The organism is Ruegeria jejuensis (assembly GCF_041537905.1).
Taxonomy (GTDB): Bacteria; Pseudomonadota; Alphaproteobacteria; order Rhodobacterales; family Rhodobacteraceae; genus Ruegeria_C.
Window position 1 is genome coordinate 282,057 of sequence record NZ_JBGRUO010000005.1, and the last position, 14,254, is coordinate 296,310.

17 protein-coding genes are annotated in these 14,254 nt (G+C 61.5%); 8 read left to right on the plus strand and 9 right to left on the minus strand.

The genetic code is table 11. From position 1 onward, the window contains the following. Positions 1-16 precede the first annotated feature (16 nt). The 8 genes from tssG to tssA all read right to left on the minus strand — a co-directional run bounded on the left by tssG (position 17) and on the right by tssA (position 8,000). Positions 17-1,048 carry a type VI secretion system baseplate subunit TssG gene (gene tssG, locus AB1E34_RS08720; protein WP_372571945.1) on the minus strand — a complete coding sequence of 344 codons (1,032 nt, stop codon included), beginning with the start codon at positions 1,046-1,048 and terminating at the stop codon, positions 17-19. Continuing rightward, entirely contained in the window at positions 1,012-2,889 is a 1,878-nt protein-coding gene (tssF, locus tag AB1E34_RS08725) for a type VI secretion system baseplate subunit TssF (protein WP_372571946.1), read from the minus strand. Before tssF ends, tssG begins: the two co-directional genes overlap by 37 nt. 2 nt (positions 2,890-2,891) lie before the next feature. Then, the gene (tssE, locus tag AB1E34_RS08730) at positions 2,892-3,386 is read right to left on the minus strand and encodes a type VI secretion system baseplate subunit TssE (RefSeq protein WP_372571947.1); all 495 of its coding nucleotides are present in this window, start codon (positions 3,384-3,386) and stop codon (positions 2,892-2,894) included. After that, positions 3,379-4,197 (minus strand): type VI secretion system accessory protein TagJ, encoded by an 819-nt coding sequence (locus AB1E34_RS08735; RefSeq protein WP_372571948.1) that lies wholly within the window; start codon positions 4,195-4,197, stop codon positions 3,379-3,381. The genes tssE and AB1E34_RS08735 overlap by 8 nt, the downstream gene beginning before the upstream one ends. A gap of 84 nt (positions 4,198-4,281) precedes the next feature. Next, positions 4,282-4,779 (minus strand): Hcp family type VI secretion system effector, encoded by a 498-nt coding sequence (locus AB1E34_RS08740; protein WP_306196178.1) that lies wholly within the window; start codon positions 4,777-4,779, stop codon positions 4,282-4,284. Between the two features lie 99 nt (positions 4,780-4,878). Next, positions 4,879-6,375 carry a type VI secretion system contractile sheath large subunit gene (tssC, locus tag AB1E34_RS08745; RefSeq protein ID WP_372571949.1) on the minus strand — a complete coding sequence of 499 codons (1,497 nt, stop codon included), beginning with the start codon at positions 6,373-6,375 and terminating at the stop codon, positions 4,879-4,881. 3 nt (positions 6,376-6,378) lie between these two features. After that, complete coding sequence (tssB, locus tag AB1E34_RS08750) at positions 6,379-6,894, minus strand: type VI secretion system contractile sheath small subunit (protein WP_372571950.1); 516 nt, start codon at positions 6,892-6,894, stop codon at positions 6,379-6,381. 65 nt (positions 6,895-6,959) lie between these two features. Continuing rightward, positions 6,960-8,000, minus strand: a complete 1,041-nt coding sequence (gene tssA / locus AB1E34_RS08755) for a type VI secretion system protein TssA (RefSeq protein WP_372571951.1) — start codon at positions 7,998-8,000, stop codon at positions 6,960-6,962. A 149-nt stretch (positions 8,001-8,149) separates the two neighbouring features. Between tssA and AB1E34_RS08760 the strand changes: the two genes are divergently transcribed. From AB1E34_RS08760 to AB1E34_RS08795, 8 genes are all read left to right on the plus strand, one after another. Next, a complete protein-coding gene (locus AB1E34_RS08760) occupies positions 8,150-9,166 on the plus strand; it encodes a hypothetical protein (protein WP_372571952.1) in 1,017 nt (338 codons plus the stop codon). A 26-nt stretch (positions 9,167-9,192) separates the two neighbouring features. Continuing rightward, the gene (locus AB1E34_RS08765) at positions 9,193-9,618 is read left to right on the plus strand and encodes a hypothetical protein (RefSeq protein WP_372571953.1); all 426 of its coding nucleotides are present in this window, start codon (positions 9,193-9,195) and stop codon (positions 9,616-9,618) included. Between the two features lie 3 nt (positions 9,619-9,621). Then, entirely contained in the window at positions 9,622-10,242 is a 621-nt protein-coding gene (locus AB1E34_RS08770) for a MotA/TolQ/ExbB proton channel family protein (RefSeq protein ID WP_372571954.1), read from the plus strand. A 12-nt stretch (positions 10,243-10,254) separates the two neighbouring features. Then, on the plus strand, positions 10,255-10,686 hold the full coding sequence (locus tag AB1E34_RS08775) for an ExbD/TolR family protein (RefSeq protein ID WP_372571955.1): 432 nt from the start codon (positions 10,255-10,257) through the stop codon (positions 10,684-10,686). After that, complete coding sequence (locus tag AB1E34_RS08780) at positions 10,683-11,093, plus strand: ExbD/TolR family protein (RefSeq protein ID WP_372571956.1); 411 nt, start codon at positions 10,683-10,685, stop codon at positions 11,091-11,093. Before AB1E34_RS08775 ends, AB1E34_RS08780 begins: the two co-directional genes overlap by 4 nt. Further along, positions 11,090-12,535: a DUF4384 domain-containing protein gene (locus tag AB1E34_RS08785; RefSeq protein ID WP_372571957.1), complete on the plus strand. Its 1,446-nt coding sequence runs from the start codon at positions 11,090-11,092 to the stop codon at positions 12,533-12,535. Before AB1E34_RS08780 ends, AB1E34_RS08785 begins: the two co-directional genes overlap by 4 nt. Positions 12,536-12,575: 40 nt before the next feature. Beyond that, positions 12,576-12,941 (plus strand): hypothetical protein, encoded by a 366-nt coding sequence (locus tag AB1E34_RS08790; RefSeq protein WP_372571958.1) that lies wholly within the window; start codon positions 12,576-12,578, stop codon positions 12,939-12,941. A 434-nt stretch (positions 12,942-13,375) separates the two neighbouring features. After that, complete coding sequence (locus AB1E34_RS08795) at positions 13,376-13,993, plus strand: DUF2059 domain-containing protein (RefSeq protein ID WP_372571959.1); 618 nt, start codon at positions 13,376-13,378, stop codon at positions 13,991-13,993. A 94-nt stretch (positions 13,994-14,087) separates the two neighbouring features. Here the strand turns inward: AB1E34_RS08795 and AB1E34_RS08800 are convergent. Then, positions 14,088-14,254, minus strand: a 167-nt coding sequence (locus AB1E34_RS08800) for an integrase core domain-containing protein (protein ID WP_372571967.1), incomplete at its 5' end; no start/stop codon positions are given.

Genomic DNA, 14,254 nt, shown 5'->3' on the forward strand with positions numbered 1-14,254 from the left:
TCAAATCTTGTCTCTCTCAGGCAGCGGAATAGGCCGGGTAGAGGATCAGATCCTCGGCATCCGGCCTGTCTGCATCGCCCTCGTCCCGTGTACGCACCCAACTTGTGTGCCCTAAACGCGTTGTCCCGCCCAGCGAGGCGCGGGGCACCTCGTCTCCGGCCAGCACCAGGTTGACCTCCCAATCCAGCGCGTCGCCCACATGGGTCCGCACTAGGCTTTCCAGCCGCTCCTGCGAGGCACCACCCGGCAGCAGGCGTTCGTAATCCTCCAGCGAGAGCGGCCCGATGCGGATGCGGAACTTGGCCGAACGCGACCAGACCCGGTTGCCGATGCTGGTGGACTGTCCCAACCCCACCATACCGCCCAATTGCCATGTGTCATCCGGTTCCAGTTCCAACCAAGACCCCACGAAGTCCTGCAGGGTGACCGGGACATGGAAGAATTGCGACAGCATCGCCACCAGACCCTCGGCGGTCTTTGGTCCAGATGACAGATGCCCGGCAAAGAAGCGCCGCGCCATATCGGGCATCGCATCGCGGTCTGCATTGCCCTTGCCCTTGAACCCGGCCAGCGCCGCGACGCGCTGTTCGAACGGGTCGTCACCGCGATCAAAACTGGGCGCGGGTCGGGCCGCGGCCCAGGCGCGATAGAGCAATCCCATCAGCCGGTGCGTGAGCATGTCGGCGAAGGCCACGAAAGTGGGGTCGCGATGGTTGCGCAGCCGGTCGCGGGCAAACTCGCTCAGATGCAGCGGCAGCGGACCTTGAGGGCCGAAAAAGCCGAACCAGTGATTGCTGAGCTTGGCGGGTTTTGATCCCGTCGCAGGCGTGTACCCGGTGATGGTCGAGGGCGGGAAGGCCAGGCTGACATCCTGGGTCAGGCGCACTTTGTCCTCGCGTGGACGGCGCGACTCGCCCAAGCGCGGCGCATCGTGATAATGTGCCTCCAATATGCGAAGCGCCTGAAAAACATGATGTTTTTCAGGGTGTTTCGCAAGCTCTGCCAGCAAGCTCAGATGATCCGGCCGAGGCCGGTCGCCGGTCTCCATCTGGCTATTTCTCCTCGTCTGTCGGTTGTCAGCACCGTTTCGGTGAAACTGTTAATTGTTGTGTATTTGCGGAAGAACCGCTCAAGCACCGCGCCCAGAACATAGACGCTGGTGCCCTCATAAAAGCTCTCGTCAAAGGCGATGGTAATCTCCAGCCCGCGCACGGCGGTGCTGAGCACCTCGTCGCTCATCCGGCGCACAATGGGGCGGCTGGATACGGCGGTGATGCCTTCTAGTTGTTTCTCGATCACCCGGTCGCCCAGCGGAGCATAAATGCCCAGCAATTCACGCAGTGCCGCCGAGCCGCCATTGTGACCGTCACCATCAATGGACAGATAATTCAGGCTGAGATGGCTGATCAGTTTCCACGCCGCATCCCCCTGCGCCAGCTTGGAATGCGGGCGCGTCGGCGGGACCGGGGTGCGGATCGCCTTGACCGGGCCGCTTTCAGCCAGGAAGAACACGTTGTCGCCGCCCGTCGATAGCAGCAGCGGCAGGTCACGATTGGAGCAGAGCGCCTCGACCGCCAACTGGTTGAGCGCGGACGAGTATGGCGCCTGAGCCCGGTCCACCAACGTCAGGAATAACTCGGAGCCCAGATAAGAGGTGCGCACCCCACGCAGCCGCTCCTTTTCGTTGCGCTGACGCATCCGGCGCCCGATCGTGTAATAGGCCTGATGGTTGTCCCCCGCCGAGGTCAGATCGGTGTCGGAATAAAACGGGCGGAACGCGATATCACCCTCTTCGTCGCTGCGGATGCCGCGCACCTTCTCAATCGAGAATATCTCGTAATCCAGCCCGGCGGTCCGGCTGGGCACGATATGGTGCTCGGTATCCTTGGTCGTGACATGCACCCGGTCGCAGCGGCGATGGAACAGGTTGATCGCAGGCACCGCGTTCAGCGTGAAAGCCGTTGGCGTGACAGCCGGGGCCACATCCTTTGCGCCCTCGCGCAGAAGGATATATATGTCCACCTCATCGCCCTTGGCGCGTTTGAGCGCGGGGTTCAGGCCGAAAAGCTCCACAAAGAGGAACCGCTGCGGCATGGCAAAATATTCCTGCAGCAGGCGATAGCCATCAAAGCTTTGCGGCGGGGTGGGCAGTAGCGCCTCGTCCCGGCTAAATCCCTTTGCCTCGGTTCCACTGCCCGCCAGCACCTGCGTCCAGTCGGCGCGCCGGTCAGTCGAGCGCCCGGTCAGGCCCTGGCACTGGGTGCAGAGCAGTTCGTGAATGTCCCAGGCCTTGCCGCTTTGCGTGTCCATATGCAGGACAAGGCGGTCCATTGGCAGTTCGGCCAGAGGTCCGCCATCGGAACGTTTCAGGCGCAGGCGAATACCGGCACGGGCATCAACATCGCGAGCCAGCCCGGCGGCCACCAGTTCGCCGCGCCCGTCGATATATTCCGCCTCGCTGATTTCGATCGGCCACATGGTCACATCGGCACCGGTACGGAACTCGCACGGCGTCTGTTCGCCCTCCATCAGGCGCGATTGCAGCGTCGATCCGCGTGGGATTGTAAATCCTTCGGCCAGCGCGGAATTGCCCGGGTCCGGCTGCAGCTCGGCAATCATCATCGACGGGGTGGGCGCGAGGTAATGCGGATAGACAATCTCCAGCAGGTTCGAGGTGAAGGCCGGGAACTGCATGTCCAGTTCCAGCTGCACCCGCGCCGCCAGAAAGGCGCTGCCTTCCAGCAGCCGTTCGACATAGGGGTCGATGACCTCGATCCCCTCCATGCCCAGCCGGGCAGCGATCTTGGGATAGGCCTGCGCGAACTCGGCGCCCATCTCGCGCAGGAAGGCCAGTTCGGTTTCGTAATGTTTGAGAAGCCGTGTGTCCATCCTCAGCTCCGCTCGATGGAGACTTCGCCGGTGGTCACGTCGACCCGGCTGCGCAGATACAGTTCCAGCGGCATCGGCTGCGCCCACATCACCGCGCGAATGTCGAAATCAATCTGCATCTCGCCCGAGCGTTCCTCGGAGCGCAGTTCGACCATCACCGAGCCATCAACGATGCGCGGCTCGAACACCGCGACCGAATCCGCGATCGAACGCTGAATCAGCCGCGCGCGTTCCATGGTCGAAAACGCACCCGAAGTTTCGCGGATGCCGAAATTCACCACCGACTTGGCTGCGTGCGGATAGGTCTTGGCATCGATCAGGTCGGAATGATCGGTGGTGTTCAGTAACATGGACAGGTCGCGCTGGATGATCTCGCGCAGGCGGCTCACATCAATGACCCGCGCGTCGCGTCCTTCTTTCTGCGTTTCTGGCGCATCATCGGTCAGCCGGTCGAGCAGCGACGGCTGAAGCCGCTCTGCCAGTGTCCGTTCAGCCATCTGAGACCTGTTCTTCAGCCGGGCTGACATCCAGCACAAGTTCGCGCAGATCCAGCAGCGCAACATCCGACTGATCGGTGGCGAGCAGTCGCTGGCCGACGCCCACAAAGGTCTCCGCCCCGCCATCAATCCATTGCGTGGCGCGGGCCAGTTTCGCCGCATCGTCACCTTGCGCGATAGTATCGGGATAACGAGTCGGAATCAATGCCGCGACCTCACCGCCACTGGCAACGGTCAGCGTTCCTGCAGTCCAGACCGCATCGCGCAGATCGCTGGGTTCCTCGCAGCTCAGCTTCACGATCTGTGAGAAGGGTAGCCAGAAATAGCGCCCGTTTACAATGACTTCCAGCACCGGGCCCAGCCGCATGTCCGCATCAGCGATCCATTCGAATGCCTCGCCATTGACGGTTCCAGAGGTGGCCGGAGCGGCCTCGAACGCCTTGGCGCGCAATTCGGCTGCCTCGGCGGTATGGCCACCTGCAAATAGTTTCTGCGACTCAATCAGATGCGCCAGCCATTCTTCTGGCTCGCCAAAAATCAGCGGGGTCTTTTCGCCGGCAAAAACCTTCTCGCGATAGACCTCGCAGATGATCGCCTCGCGATAGGTCTTGGCCATCATCGTGGCCAGTTCGTCCATTTCCGCGCTGAGTTTCAGCTGCGTGATGGCACGTTTCCAGTCCCCCAGCACACACAGAAGCTGAAACAGGAAAATCCGCAGAGCGGGGTCTGCGGGATTGGCCCGGATCTTGTCCTGAAGGCTGGTCAGAGCGGCGGTCAGGTCGCCTGATTTAAGATGTTCTTCCGGCGTCATATAGTCCTCGTCCGCTCAGGCCCGAATACAGAATCGAAAAAGGCCCGGGCAGTTCGCACTGCCAGGGCCGATAGCTGTTCAGGATTAGCTGACGTCGCCGGTCTCCAGGTTCCACAGGAACGAGTTGCAGTCGCTGAGCGCGCCAGTGTCGAAATCGGCAATCTTGTATTTGATCTCGATGCCGCGATAAGCGATCGTCCAGCTTTCTTCCGGGATCTGTTCTTCGCCGCCCGACACCGAATAGCTGTCGATGATGGCGTGGCGCAGGGTCCAGATCAGATAGGGCTCCATGCCTTTCTTCTCGGTATCACCGGCCCGGCACATGTGAATCACCAGTTCCTTGGACGCCTTGCCCGAGGCCACATAGGTCATCAGCTTGGCCGAGGCCTTGCTCAGTTCGGTGGTGACCGAAATCTTGCCGAAATTGGTGTTGGCATAGCCACGCTGGGTGGTGCCCAGGTCGGTCATGTCCAGCGTACGTTCGACATTCCATTCGATCGATTTGACCGCAATCCAGTCCTTGTGCTGCTTTTCACGTGCTTCGCCAGGGATCTGGTCAATTTTGATATATACGTTTTCCATTCTCGTCTCCTTCGAGGTGCAGAAGTATCATTGCCGCGTTGTTCGTTTCGATGACACAGACATAACTCACAAAGAATCACCAATCTGCGAACTTTTTCACTAAGCGCCTTTTTCTGATGGCAGCTTCGAAACAAGTCGCAGAGAGACCGAAAGCCCTTCAAGCTGATAATGCGGGCGCAGGAAGAATTTCGAGGTGTAATACCCCGGATTTCCTTCCACGTCCTCAACCACGACCTCAGCCGAGGCGAGCGGTTTGCGCGCCTTTTCGGACTCGGCCGAGATGTCAGCGTTGAAGTCGACATACTGGTTGATCCAGTCCTGCAGCCAGGACTGCATGTCGTCACGGCTTTTGAAGGACCCGACTTTGTCGCGCACCATGCATTTGAGGTAATGCGCAAAGCGGCAGGTGGCGAACAGATACGGCAGCCGCGCCGCCAGGTTGGCGTTTGCGGTGGCGTCGGGGTCGTCATATTCCGCTGGTTTGTGCAGCGACTGCGCCCCGATAAAGGCCGCCGTGTCGGTATTCTTGCGGTGGATCAGAGGCATCATGCCGTTCTTGGCCAGCTCTGCCTCGCGCCGGTCCGAGATCGCGATCTCGGTGGGGCATTTCATATCAACGCCGCCATCGTCGGTGGGGAACGTATGCGCAGGCAGGTTTTCCAGAGCGCCGCCTGATTCCACGCCGCGAATACGCGAGCACCAGCCATATTCCTTGAAGGACCGGTTGATGTTCACCGCCATGCCATAGGCCGCGTTGACCCAGCCATACTTGCTGCTGTCGGCGCCGTCGGTTTCTTCCTCGAAGGCGAACTCCTCGACCGGTTCGGTCTTGGCGCCATAGGGCAGACGTCCCAGGAAGCGGGGCATCGCCAGACCGACATATTTGGAATCTTCGCTGTCACGCAGCGACCGCCAAGCGGCGTATTCTGGGGTCTGGAAGATCTTGGTCAGATCGCGCGGGTTGGCCAGTTCAGACCAGCTGTCCATCTGGAACAGGGTCGGCTTGGCGCCGGTGATCAGCGGCGCATGGGCCGCAGCGGCGATCTTCGACATCTCGCCCAGAAGTTCGATATCCTGCGGGGAGTGATCGAAATGGTAATCCGCCACCAGCGTGCCATAGGGCTCGCCACCCATCTGGCCGAATTCCTCTTCGTAGAGCTTCTTGAAGATCGGCGACTGGTCCCAAGCGGTGCCTTTGAACTTGCGCAGGGTCTTGTGCATGTCCTTCTTGGAACAGTTCAGAACCCGGATCTTGAGCATCTCGTCGGTTTCAGTGTTGTTCACCAGATAATGCAGACCACGCCACGCGCTTTCCATCTGCTGGAACTCTTCGTGGTGCAGGATCAGGTTGACCTGTTCGGTCAGCTTCTGGTCGATCTCGGCGATGATGCCTTCGATCGAGCGCAGCGCATCATCCGAGATCAGCGCGGTATTGGCCAGCGCCTGCTCGGCCAGGGTCTTGACCGCGCTTTCGACGGCGGTCTTCGCCTGATCGGATTTCGGGCGGAATTCCTTGGTCAGCAGCGCTTCGAATTCGGATGATCCAAACGCGGTTGCGCCTTCGGCGGCTTCGACCTGAGCTTCTTCGTCGGCCATGTTTTACTCCTCCTCAGCGGCGTCAGCGCCCGGTTTGGGCTGGGCTGCCAGTGTCTTGAGCAGGCTCGGGTCCTGCATGATCTTGGAAATCAGGTCCTCGGCCCCGGTCTTGCCATCCATGTAAGTCATCAGGTTGGAAAGTTGGGTCCGGGCATCGAGCAGCTCTTTCAGCGGTTCGACCTTGGCGGCGATCGCCGCAGGGCTGAAATCATCCATCGATTCAAAGGTGATATCGACCGCCATATTGCCCTCACCGGTCAGGGTGTTGGGCACGGTGAAGGCGGCGCGCGGGGCCATCGACTTCATCCGGTCATCGAAATTGTCGACGTCGATCTCAAGGAACTTGCGGTCGGCCACGGCGGGCTGTTCCACCTCGGACTTGCCGGCAAGATCGCTCATTACGCCCATAACGAAGGGCAACTGAACCTTCTTCTCGGCACCATAGAGTTCCACATCATATTCGATCTGAACCCTGGGCGCCCTGTTTCTGGCTATGAATTTCTGTGAACTACCGGCCATGTCTGAGCCTCCTCAATTCTTCATCCGTTCTGTTCCACTGTCCGGGGCGAGCATGGCCCGACCGGTCAATAATCGTAATCGTCACTGCCTTTGATGCCGCCGATGCGGCGCACCTCGGACAGGCCCTCTTTGGCCATGTCCTCGATGATGGTCAGGAAATCGGCGCTGACCAGCCGCTTGGCGCGATCCAGCAGGATCGGCACCGGGCTGGACGGTTCGGTGCGCGCATAATAATCCATGATGCGGTCCAGCATCATGGTTACATCCGCAGGCGAGTTGATTGCCCCGCCCCCGCCCCCACCTGATGGCGCAGCGACGGCACCACCGCCCGCAGCGGGGGCACCCGCGTCGTCATCTGCCGCCTCGGCGGGCACTTCGGCACCGGAATGCTTGGCCAGCGCGCGCTGCAATTTCTTTAGCGTGTCCTTGAGCGGGTCAAGCGTCGGCCCCTCGCCCGGCGTGTTCTCGACGAACACGTTGTCGATGGCGTCCACATCCTCAAGCGCCGCGTTGATCGCCGCCAGGCTGTCCGCCAGCACCTCGTCATCAGTGTCCTGAAACGCCGCCGAGACCGAGGCCGCATCCGGCACGTCATCCAGATCGGGCGGCATATTGGCTGTGCCCTCGGCCACTTCGATATGGCGCAACGTGATGCGCCCGAACATGCGGCTGTCGGTCAGCGCAGTGCGGCGCAGGGCGCGCAGCACGCGGTCCGACCCGGCAATCCCCGCCACCGCATTGATCCGCATCGTGGCGTCGCCATCATCCTCGTCCAGCTCGGGATGGCAGCTGTCCCAGTAATCCTCAAGCAAGGCACGCAGGTATTTGGTGACATCTGCGAAATCGGTCAGGCCCTTGGTGTTCAGCACCGCCTCGGCCAGAAACACACCGGCGCGAATATCATGGCTCTGCTCCATGACGGCCAGTGCCTTGTCGCGCACATCGCCCCAGTCCTGCTCCTGGGCTTCCTTGACCTCGTCGCCCATCTGCTGCTCTTCGCCGGGCTGCGCGGCCAGTTCCAGGTCTGTGAAGGCCGGGTCGTATTCTAGGTTTTCGCCGCTTGGCGGATTTGCATCCCGTGGTTCGAGATAGGCACCAAGATCCATTTTAACTCCGCTGGATTCTTTGTTCTTCGCGCCACCAGTTGCCCCTTCGGGTTGTATCCGAATTGGCCCTATGACCTCCTGTCTTGACGAACAGTCAGCCTTATAGTCTGGTCAAAGTCAAACTGATTATTTCGGCGGGACCCATTGCCATGGCAACTCAGGCGACAGACGGCGCGGCGCTGCGCCAGATGGTGAATCTTGCCAGGAAGCAGAGCATCGGCTTTGCGTTCTGTCCCGGCAGCAAGAATGACGACGTGCTGCTGCTGGACAAGCGGCAGCCGCCTGCCGCGCTGGCCAAGGACGCAAAGAAGATCGGCTCAACCCCGAAAACAGCCTTTGGCCGCATGAGCGCGGATGCCAAGACGATCTGGCTGGAGTGCGAAAGCGCCTTGCCCAACCTGGCCAAGAGCATCCGGAAATACCTGAAAGACAACGGCATTTCCACCGACGTGCAGCTGGCGGATGGCGTCGCGCCTACGCCTGAACCAGAGCAGAGTGCCCCAGCGGCACAGGATGCGAGCGTTGCGCCGGAAGCGAAACCGGGGGTCGACAAAACAGCACAAAGAGCCCTCTCCCAAGAGTTGAAAGAGGCGGTGATGAAAGCCGCGCGCGCCGGGCCGGACGCGCAGCGTCTTGCGTCAGCGGCGGCCAAGCAGATCGCGGCACAGATCAAGCGCAATGATCTGGAGGCGGCGCGAACAGCGCTGTCCGAGCTTGCCAGCCGCATTCGTGGCACACAGGCCACATCCCCTGAACAAACTGCCCAAAAATCCGCCCCGCCCGATCTGGCCACCGCCCGCCGGGACTGGGCGCGGGCGCGCAAAGCGGCGGCGGGCGATGTTCGCGCATTGGTCGCAGGCGTGAAAAAAGCCACGGCTGACGCGGATGGGCTGGGCCATGCCCCGCGCGAGATCGCCAAGCTGGTACAACCGGCCCGGCAGTTGGACTCGCGGCTGGACACGTTGCTGGCGCAGATCGAAAAGGCGGGGTCCCCGGCAGAGCGGCAAAAACTGACACAGGCGGCACAACGTCAGATCGGCAGCCATATGGGGCTGATGAACACCGCCTTCTTCAAGGCGGTGGATCAGAGCGGCTTTGCCGAAACCAATATCCGCGCAACGGTTCTGGGATCGCTGCGCAAGGTGAACAAGGCGATCCGGGGCTAGACCCGAGACGCCGGAGGGAGGACGACATGATCAACACATGGCTGCGATCCGCGTTCTATGCGGCGCTGGCGCTCTGTGCCGGGATAGCGCAGGCGGATGAGGGCAAGCTGACGGTGCAACTCAATAAATTCGAGCCAACCGAAGGCGGCGGCTGCCGGGCATTTTTTCTGTTCCAAAACCAGACCGAGAATAGTTTCGAAGGGTTCGAGATGTCGCTCGCCATTCTCGATGGCAACGGCGTGATCGACCGGCTGCTGAGCATTGATGCCGCCCCGCTTCCGGTCAGCCGGACGGTGCTGAAGCTGTTTGAGGTTCCACAGATCAGTTGCGACAATATCTCGGAGATTCTGCTGCATGACCTGCCGGTCTGCAAACCACAGAATGCCGAGCCGATTGATTGCTTCCCGATCCTTGCGCTGGACAGCAAAACCAGCGCGACGCTGGCGCAATAAGCGATGCCCGGTCTCGACAATCTCGGCACCGGCGGGCCGATCATTGCGCTGCTGGCGGTGATGTCGCTGTTCTCACTGGCGCTGATCGCAGTGAAGACCCTGCGCCTGTTGCCTGTCACCTCGGGCCGCGCGGCGCGGGACCAGGCGCTGGCCGACTGGGCCAAGGGCGACAAGGCGCAGGCACAGACGCAGGTCGCAACGGGCCGCGCGCCTGCCGACCGGGTTTGTGCCTATGCGATGCAATCACTGATCGACGGCTTTAAGGGACCTGCCCTGATGGCCGAACTGACCCGGCGCGGCAATGAGGAATTTGCCGCAATGAACGCGATGATCCGGGTGCTGGAGCTGATCGCCATGATCGCGCCGCTGCTGGGGCTGCTGGGCACCGTGACCGGTATGATCCAGTCCTTTCAGGAACTGGAACTGGCCGAGGGATCGGCCAATGCCTCCGTGCTGGCGGGCGGTATCTGGCAGGCGCTGCTGACCACTGCCGCCGGGCTGCTGGTCGCCATCCCGGCAGCCGTCGGGGCCTCGCTGCTGTCAGGTCGCGCCGAGCGCGGTGCGCAGGCCATTGAGAATGCTGTCGGTCGCCTGATGGTCATCGAGGAACGCACAACAGGCTGAGGGAGGCACGCCATGTCGGGTGATCTGAGCCTTCGCCGGCCAAAACCGCCCCGCGCGCTGATCTCGCTGGTGCCGATGATCGACGTGATGCTGATTCTGCTGGTCTTTTTCATGGTCACCTCGACCTATCTGAACCTCGACATGATCCCGGCGCTGGCGCAGCGCGCCCCCCCCGCGCCAGTGCAGGCGGCCTCAGATACTCCGGCAGAGGTGCTGCTGATCCGTCTCGGCGCGGATGGCCGACCGGTGCTGCGCGGTCAGGCCTTTGAAGCACAAGCCCTGGCAGAGCTGCTGCGCGCCAGGCTGAGTGACGCGCCGGGCCTGCAGGTCATCATCCTGCCCACCGGGTCGGCCCGGATGCAGGCGCTGGTCTCGCTGATGGATCTGGTCACACAATCAGGGGTGAGCGAAATGCGTGTCGTCCGTCTGGAGGCGGCGCAATGAGGATCGCCCGCCCGCCCCCACGCACCCCACCCGAGACGATCATCGCCCTGATTGACGTGGTGTTCTTTCTGCTGGTCTTCTTCATGCTGATCGGCCGGATGGACGCCACCGCGCCGTTTGATGTGACACCCCCCACCGGCACCACCGGCAGCGATATGCCAGCCGGTGGCGTGACGCTTTCGGTCAGTGCCGGGGGCGATCTGGCGCTGGACGGTGTGACGGTCGATATCGCACTGGCAGAGCAACAGGTCGCGGCCCGGCTGGCCGACCAACCCGACAGCCTGATCCGCATCAACGCCCATCGCGACGCCGAACTGCGCCGGGTTCTGCCCTTGATCGCGAGTTTCGAGGCGATGGGCGCCCGTGAGGTTGTGCTGGTGGTGACGCCACCCAAGGTCAGCCGGTGACGCGCAACCCGCTCATATGGCTGGCGGGCATCGCGATCTCGCTGGCCGCGCATCTGGCGGTTGGTGCAGTGTTGCTCTGGTCGCTGGAGCCCGAGACCATGCCCGATCAACCAGTGCCGGAAAGCCGAATGCAGCTTTCGGCCTATCAGGTCGAACGCAGCGAAGCCCGGCCCGCGACCCCGGACAGCGAGACCGCCAGCGCCGAGGACACCAGCGGCGCGCGGCTGGGCCAAGGCGCAATCCCACGCTCACGGGCCGAGGCCGTCGCCCTGCCCTCCGAGCCCACCCCGGTGACAGAGGCCCCGGCCTCTACCCTGCAAGCCAGCGAAACGCGCGGCGAAGCACTCGCCACCAGCGAGGCAGAGGTCGCCACTCTCTCGGCCACGCCCGCCCCCTCTGCCAGCCTCGCCACAACCGCTCCACAAGCGGAACGCCTCACAAGCGCCACCGCATCCGATCAAAGCGAAACCGTGGCGCTGGCTGCCATGCCTGCCGACCAGTCCCTAACCACCAGCCCGGCAGAAACCGAGCCCGTGACCCTTGCCGCGCCCGCCACGACAAAGCTCGCCGAGGCATCGCCGGTTCCGGTCGCCCTGACCCAGGCCGCACCGGAGGTGACCCGCGCCAAGGCGGCGCTGGCCTTCAGCGGATTGGGGGATGGCCCGGTCGACCCAGTCTCGCTGGCAGCCTTCCAGAGCTTCATGGCCCCCGAAGACGCAGGCGATGCGGCAGCCGAGCTGCGCGACGGCATTGCGGGTATTCTGACACAAATCCCCTGCGCAAGGATGCAGGTGCAGTTCGAGCCGGAGACCAACACGCTGCAAATGGTGGGCCATGTGCCCGACGCGGATATGCGCGGGCCCGTGCTGGAGGCGCTGCAGGCGCAAATGGGGGCGGATATCGCTGTCGCCGATACGCTGCTGGTCCTGCCGCGCCCGCAATGTGGTGCGCTGAACGGCATCGCCGGTGTCGGCCTGCCGCAATCCACCGACCAGATCACCAACCCTCTGCTGGTGGGCGAGGATACCCATGCCCGCGAATTTCGCTATACAGACGGCCAGCAGTTGATCCTCGACCTGACCGCGCCGGATTATGACGCCTATGTCTATGTCGACTACTTCGACGCCAAGGGGCAGGTCATCCACCTCAGCCCCAATGACAGCGTGCCGCTGACCCTGGCCGAGGCCAAATCCGCTCTGCGTGTTGGGGCCGAACGCCCGGGCGATCCGGGTCTTTATATCACCATCGGGCCACCCTACGGGCAGGAGATCGCGGTGGCCTTCGCGGCCTCACAACCGCTCTATGACGAGGCGCGACCCCTTGTTGAACCGGCCGAGCCCTATCTCAGCTGGATGAAGGCACAAGTGGCTGACGCCCGCGCAGCCAACCCGGATTTCAAGGGCGAGTGGGTCTATTTCTTCGTCACCACCGCCGCGCAATAACCTGCCTCTTGCCCTGACCGGCGGCAATGCTACGGTCGCCTTGCCCAACCATTTGGAGATTGCCGTGGCCCGCCTTGTTTCCCTGCTCGCCTTGAGTTGCACCATCGCCGGTTGCACGGCCCCGCCGCCAACGGCGGGTGGCGGCAACAGCCCCGCTGCCCAGGCCAGCGCGGTTGCCCAAGACGGCACGCTTAAGGTTTCGGACGGCGCCACCCGGTGTCGCGGCGAGTACGACCCCACCGAGCTGTCCAAATCCCTCCAAATTGCGCTGCAATGCGATGACGGCAGAACCGGCACCGCCACCCTCACCGCCAGCGCGGACCAGACAGCGGGCTCCGGAACCGTATCCCTGAGCGATGGCACTCAATGGGAGTTCCTGTTCGGCCGCGCGACCGAATTGATCTGACGCCATTGAACCCTGACGCTCTTAGATGCCACCCTGCGCATTTTTTTGGCCTGCGACGCCTGCCCGGCTATGCATCCTACCGGAAAAGAAATTGCCCGCTGGCTAATGACTCTGGCAACATCTTCAGGGACCCGAAGCTTCAGATGGCTTGGCTCCCTGAAAACGTTTATTGTCGCAACACAAATCTCAGCGCCTAGATTGCTGGTTGAGGCTTTCCGGTTCCACTCATGATGTCCCGCCAGTGCAATCTGTCGACCGCGCGGCGATGCGCGCCGTTTTGACCGGAGGTGGATTTGAGACCGCGCACTTGTTGCGACAAGTCATTCAGTGACAGACCGATTACATTGGCCCATCGATAAGCTGCTTACCCACTTCGTTAAGGCGTGGAGGGCAAGGACATACTATCGACAGAATCTCAGAGTAGCCGCGCTTGTATGAAACAGTTATTGATTCTCGCATGTTGCGTGCTCTTTGGAACCTCAACATCTTCGCTATCGGACCCGGTGGAGAATGCATCATATGTCGCTGAGCAACATATTATTTCGACCAAAGTCGAAGAAAAACTGAACGCACTTTCAAGAGGTTTGATGGCGGACATGAACGCCGCCTTTGAAACACTCGGAGCGCAAATAATCGACCCTGATCGCTTCATGGCTGAGCTGATGGGTGATTTTGAAGCAGAACTCATTTCGAAGATCCGCAAGACCTCCGCCGCCGCATATCAAGAGTTGATGACAGACGAGGAAATAGCTGCCTTGGCAGATTTTTATCGAAGTGACGCGGGTCAGACTTTGCTTGCTCGGGGACTCTCTGAGGCCACTTTGAATGAGTATAACGCATTCGCGCGAGAGGGCGCGGGCGCGCCGATATTGGAGCATCTCCACGAGATAGTCGCAACTATGGAAGAAATGGGCCCTGATGTTCTGGCGCGCTTAAAGGACCTGTTCTCGATGGCGCGCATGGCTGATGTCATGGAGATGGAAAGCGTCGTAAAGTTTGAAGATGAAAGCCATCGCAAAGTGGTTGTCGACGCTCTGCGCAAAGCTGGATGAAGCGTTTTTTTACAGCACACAGTCAGCGCTAGGTGACCTGAGCCCCAAGTTTCCTCCATCTGTCTGAGAGTCCTTGGGGTTTGGTTTGATGACCTTAGGCGGCCAGTTTGTCCATCATTGTTTTCTCAGCAAATTCTCTCGGCGTCAGATTTCCGAGCGCCGAATGTGGTCTGTTGGTATTGTAATCCTCCTGCCATGCTTCCAGCGTTTCACGGGCCTCGGCCAGTGAGCTGAAGAGCGTTTCGTTGAGGCATTCATCGC

What these genes read in the sequence shown, in the direction of transcription:
- tssG (WP_372571945.1), bottom strand. Translation starts at nt 1,048, where the DNA reads ATGGAGACCGGCGACCGGCCTCGGCCGGATCATCTGAGCTTGCTGGCA.
- AB1E34_RS08795 (WP_372571959.1), top strand. Translation starts at nt 13,376, where the DNA reads ATGAAACAGTTATTGATTCTCGCATGTTGCGTGCTCTTTGGAACCTCA.
- AB1E34_RS08765 (WP_372571953.1), top strand. Translation starts at nt 9,193, where the DNA reads ATGATCAACACATGGCTGCGATCCGCGTTCTATGCGGCGCTGGCGCTC.
- AB1E34_RS08780 (WP_372571956.1), top strand. Translation starts at nt 10,683, where the DNA reads ATGAGGATCGCCCGCCCGCCCCCACGCACCCCACCCGAGACGATCATC.
- tssC (WP_372571949.1), bottom strand. Translation starts at nt 6,375, where the DNA reads ATGGCCGACGAAGAAGCTCAGGTCGAAGCCGCCGAAGGCGCAACCGCG.
- tssA (WP_372571951.1), bottom strand. Translation starts at nt 8,000, where the DNA reads ATGGATCTTGGTGCCTATCTCGAACCACGGGATGCAAATCCGCCAAGC.
- tssE (WP_372571947.1), bottom strand. Translation starts at nt 3,386, where the DNA reads ATGGCTGAACGGACACTGGCAGAGCGGCTTCAGCCGTCGCTGCTCGAC.
- AB1E34_RS08740 (WP_306196178.1), bottom strand. Translation starts at nt 4,779, where the DNA reads ATGGAAAACGTATATATCAAAATTGACCAGATCCCTGGCGAAGCACGT.
- tssF (WP_372571946.1), bottom strand. Translation starts at nt 2,889, where the DNA reads ATGGACACACGGCTTCTCAAACATTACGAAACCGAACTGGCCTTCCTG.
- AB1E34_RS08760 (WP_372571952.1), top strand. Translation starts at nt 8,150, where the DNA reads ATGGCAACTCAGGCGACAGACGGCGCGGCGCTGCGCCAGATGGTGAAT.
- AB1E34_RS08735 (WP_372571948.1), bottom strand. Translation starts at nt 4,197, where the DNA reads ATGACGCCGGAAGAACATCTTAAATCAGGCGACCTGACCGCCGCTCTG.
- AB1E34_RS08775 (WP_372571955.1), top strand. Translation starts at nt 10,255, where the DNA reads ATGTCGGGTGATCTGAGCCTTCGCCGGCCAAAACCGCCCCGCGCGCTG.
- AB1E34_RS08770 (WP_372571954.1), top strand. Translation starts at nt 9,622, where the DNA reads ATGCCCGGTCTCGACAATCTCGGCACCGGCGGGCCGATCATTGCGCTG.
- tssB (WP_372571950.1), bottom strand. Translation starts at nt 6,894, where the DNA reads ATGGCCGGTAGTTCACAGAAATTCATAGCCAGAAACAGGGCGCCCAGG.